Raw genomic sequence first — 4,354 nt, forward strand, 5'->3', positions numbered from 1 at the left:
GCCTGTGGGCTTTGCCACCTCCGGGGTGGGTCATTTTTGGATGATCACACCGGGTCAGTTTTGAATGCACATTGACAATGATAAGCAAAGATTTCACCTGATGTGGAAGGCGAGCCAGCCATGGTTCCATCCATAAGAGAATCACGTTTAGGGCCCACCACAGCGAGGCGCCTACCACCAAGGAGACAAACATGATGACAGACCCAAGCAGCAATTGGTCAAACATTATTCGCCAGTCCTTTTTCCCATCATTCGTAATGATGTACATCGTCTCGATCAACGCGCAAGTTCTACTGTTTGGAATAACCTAGCATCATGCGGCGCTGCAGTGAAACCTGATCCATATTGGCTATAGCTCGGCAAGAGGCGCCCCACTGGTTGAGATTGACGGAATGTCCCGAAAGGGCTGGCAGCGGCCAATCGAAACGGCGCCGCAATCCAGTCTGCTGCCGTCCAAGCTAAAAACCGGATGCTGCACTGCCGCAGGTCACCTATGCGCTCTCGCTGCATGATGCCGTCGCTTGCTTTACTATCGCCCGCTGCTTCTCCGCGGAAGACGGCTTGTTGCCCTGCCGATTCGACGGTACTCGTAATAAACGGTCGGCAAACGGCGTCGAGCAGGTACGACATATGTTAGCTATGCCAGAAAGCGTCAAAAGCGTCTTGGCAACAGTCATGTGCCTTGCACTTGTGCTTTGGTCTGCGGTTCCGTCTTTCACGCATTCACCAGCAGTTTTCGAGACGATCCAGGACCATTTGGAAATGGTGGAAGACCACGGCCATTCGCATGGGTTCGAGGAAGACCTGTATTGGGCAATGCATGGACACAGCCACGATACGGCCGATCACGACCACAACCCGGCTTACTTGCTGACAGGTCGGAACCCGGATCCGGCACCCGAAACGAACAAGATCTGGCGTCCTTCCATGTCGCAGACAGGCCCATCCCGAAAGTTCCGCATAGATCGACCTCCGCGCGCTTGATCGGTCCTGCGCCAGCGGCGCGCATCACCGATCATTTCAAAGACAAGCGGAGTCTATCCATGAACACTCTTTCAAGGGGCAGCAGGGGCGTTTTTCTGCCGCTGGCAATTCTCGCCCTGTTCACACTGGTGCTGATCCCTGGCACTGCCTTGGCCCATGACGTCACGCCTGGTGACGCGGGCTATATTCAGGAGATCTGGGGGGTGCACATCATCCCCTTTATCTACCTGGGGGCCAAACACATGATCACGGGATATGACCATATCCTGTTTCTTCTGGGCGTCGTCTTCTTCCTCTATCACATGAAGGACGTGGCGATTTACGTCAGCCTGTTCGCTCTTGGCCATTCCGTTACCATGCTTCTGGGCGTGTGGTTCGGCTGGGGCATCAACGCCTACATCATCGACGCCATCATCGGGCTTTCGGTCGTCTACAAGGCGCTCGACAATCTTGGTGCGTTCCAGAAATGGCTTGGCTTTCAACCCAATACCAAGGCGGCAACGTTGATCTTCGGCCTGTTCCACGGTACCGGTCTCGCCTCGAAAATTCTCGAATACCAGATCGCCGAGGATGGGCTTCTGGCCAATCTGCTGTCGTTCAACGTAGGCGTCGAACTGGGCCAGCTTCTGGCGCTTTTCGTGATCCTGATCGTCATGGGCTATTGGCGGCGCAGCCCCAACTTCATGCGTCAGGGCACCCTTGCCAACATCATCATGGCTGGTCTGGGCGTGCTGCTGACCTATCAGCAGATCGCCGGATACATCGCCAGCACATAAGAATAGGAGACATCTCATGCATAATGCATCCAAACCCAAGCTCGAAGATCTGCCGACCAAGGCGCAGCTTCGCCGGTCTTCGATCATTGCCAGTATCGGCGCGGTGGCCATCGGCGTCTTGGTCTACATGCCCGCCGAACTGGGGAAAGACCCCACCGGGGTCGGTAGCCTTCTCGGGCTGACAGAAATGGGCGAAATCAAGCAACAGCTGGCCGCAGAGGCTGCTGCGGACGCGGAGACACATGGCGATCAGTCCTCTTCGCTTATGGACGACATTCTTGGTGTTTTCGTCGGTACTGCCCATGCTCAGGAGGCATGGCAAGATCAGATCACCTTTACCCTCGCGCCGGGCGAATACACCGAGATAAAGGCGACGATGGAGGAAGGCGCGAGCCTGTTCTACGAGTGGAGTTCCGAGGGGGGTCGGATCAATTTCGACCTTCATGCCCATGCGGATGGTCAGGACGTGACCTATGAAAAAGGGCGTGGCGAAACCTCGGGTGAGGGCAGCTTTGAGACGCCTTTCGCAGGTAATCACGGCTGGTTCTGGCGAAACCGCGATGACGAGGCGGTGACAGTGACGCTTCAACTGCGCGGCGACTATAGCGCCATCGTTCGGGACGAATAAGCACGTGTCCGGCGCACACCGAACGCATTGGGCGCCGCACAAAGCCAATATTGGTCTGTTGAAAGCCCGTTTTGATCCCGCGTTGCTGCCACTCGGACCTCAAAATGCTGCGCTATGCATGAATGGCCGGATTGGTGAAGCTGCATTGCGGCATCGCAACTGACTGCGGAGGGCGGCTACGGACCGTCAATGGCAGTGCCAGTTCAACATCGGATCGGTATCGTTGCTGTCGGCGGTGTGGGCGCTGTCGGTAGCGGGCTTTCAGATTTTGACTGCGCCGCAGAACGACAACCGACATGGGCCTGAGATACAGGGCCTTCGGGAAATTTCCAGTCCACTTTGCCGTGGGAGGCTCGATCCCTCATCAGGGCGACAGCCTGTTCTATATCTCCGTGGGGCAGATGTGCTGAGGATGAGGCAGGGATTGTCGTGGGCAGACCTCGGCCGCTGCTGAATTACTCTGAGCCTTAACACTACCGCTTCATAATGCGGTTTAGGACAGAACCGATTTAAGGGCAACGCGGCGCTTGCGCGAATGTCACTTGATCAACTGGTAAAACCTGTAAAAAGTGCTTGCTGGCAGGAGGCCATTGGGCGATTTTAGGTCAGTTGCTTTTCAACATCGGCGAGAAAGCCAGCATGCCAGATCTGAAAAATCGCCTTGCAGCTATGCTCTTGCTTTTTCTCCTTGCCTTCTCGTTGTTTGCCGGATGCAGCCCCCCTCCACAAATCATGGGAATCGATAACCCGGATCTAACAGCAGCCTCTGTTCATGATGTTACGCGCCAGCGAATCTTCATCGCCACCACGCGCGGGCCATCAGAGGAACCAGGTGTCTTGTATGGGCCTGATCGCTCGTTGGCGCTTTTGCTTGCCTCAGTGGATGTGACGATCCCTCCAAACCATGTCGAGGGCCAGCTGGAACGACCGCAACAGCTTCCGCCTGATCCGCGTAAGGATTTCACCGTGACCAATCCCGTCACCTATGCATCAGATAAGGACGTGGTTGTGGAAATCAGACGGGAGCTTGAAAAGCGCCCGCGAGAAGACCGCAAATTGCTGCTCTTCGTTCATGGCTTTAACAACACCTCCTCCGATGCCACGCTGAGACTGGCGCAATTTGTCGAGGATACAGGTTTCGAGGGGGTGCCAATCCTCTTTACATGGGCTTCTGCTGCCACGGCATCACGCTATGTCTATGATCTCAACAGCACGCTGGTCGCTCGTGAAAAGGTCAAGGAAATCGCCGATATCATGGTGCGCAGTAAACCCGAAAGCGCGGATGTATTCGCCCACTCCATGGGCGCGTTCCTGACCATGGAAGGGCTCGTCGATCTGCAACAAGCCGACACCCTTGGCCGCCGAGGCGAGATCGACAACATCATGCTGGCCGCCCCAGACATTGACCTTGATGTCTTCCGGACACAGCTGAGACAGCTTTCACCGGAGATCCGAAAGAAGATGTATGTGCTCGTTTCCAAGGATGACAAGGCACTGCGCCTGTCATCAAGGATCGCCGGTGGGGTGCCGCGCGTTGGCGTTGCCGACACGGATGAGCTTGAAGCACTTGGTGTCACCGTGATCGATCTGTCTGAGATCGACGATTCGGCATCTGGTAGTCACTCGAAATTTGCCGGTTCGCCAGAGGTGGTCCAGTTGATCGGGCTGGGTCTGAATTCGGGGCACAAATTCGGTCAAGACAATACACCAGCCATTCAGAAGATACTATCCACCTCGCCGATCCAGATTTTTGGAAATGGGGTAAACTTGTTCAATTAAAGCGTTCCTCCATTAACCAGGGGCATATCTGGCAGACATGAAGTAATTCACGCATTCTTTTGGTGAGTAGAGTCCAAAGATCCCGGCGATTGTGTTGGACCTGTCTGCTGTGTCAACGGCGGAGTAAAACCCGACCAAAGGGCGGCGCAAAATTAGGCCACTTTGGGGTTGGGCGTGAAGGGCGCAT

At 55.4% G+C, this 4,354-nt stretch carries 3 protein-coding genes and 1 pseudogene; 3 read left to right on the forward strand and 1 reads right to left on the reverse strand.

Features of this window, described 5'->3' with window-relative positions; all coding sequences use genetic code 11:
* Positions 1-268 (reverse strand): annotated as a pseudogene (locus HAT86_RS16955) (hypothetical protein); the annotation flags it as partial.
* A 775-nt stretch (positions 269-1,043) separates the two neighbouring features.
* Here HAT86_RS16955 and HAT86_RS16740 point away from each other — a divergent pair.
* The 3 genes from HAT86_RS16740 to HAT86_RS16750 all read left to right on the forward strand — a co-directional run bounded on the left by HAT86_RS16740 (position 1,044) and on the right by HAT86_RS16750 (position 4,167).
* Positions 1,044-1,760 carry a HupE/UreJ family protein gene (locus tag HAT86_RS16740; protein ID WP_167200630.1) on the forward strand — a complete coding sequence of 239 codons (717 nt, stop codon included), beginning with the start codon at positions 1,044-1,046 and terminating at the stop codon, positions 1,758-1,760.
* Positions 1,761-1,776: 16 nt separating this feature from the next.
* Complete coding sequence (locus tag HAT86_RS16745) at positions 1,777-2,388, forward strand: transmembrane anchor protein (RefSeq protein WP_167200633.1); 612 nt, start codon at positions 1,777-1,779, stop codon at positions 2,386-2,388.
* Between the two features lie 573 nt (positions 2,389-2,961).
* Positions 2,962-4,167 carry an alpha/beta hydrolase gene (locus HAT86_RS16750; protein WP_231125960.1) on the forward strand — a complete coding sequence of 402 codons (1,206 nt, stop codon included), beginning with the start codon at positions 2,962-2,964 and terminating at the stop codon, positions 4,165-4,167.
* Positions 4,168-4,354 lie beyond the last annotated feature (187 nt).

The organism is Roseovarius gahaiensis, assembly GCF_011601345.1.
In the GTDB taxonomy this organism is placed as follows: Bacteria; Pseudomonadota; Alphaproteobacteria; order Rhodobacterales; family Rhodobacteraceae; genus Roseovarius; species Roseovarius gahaiensis.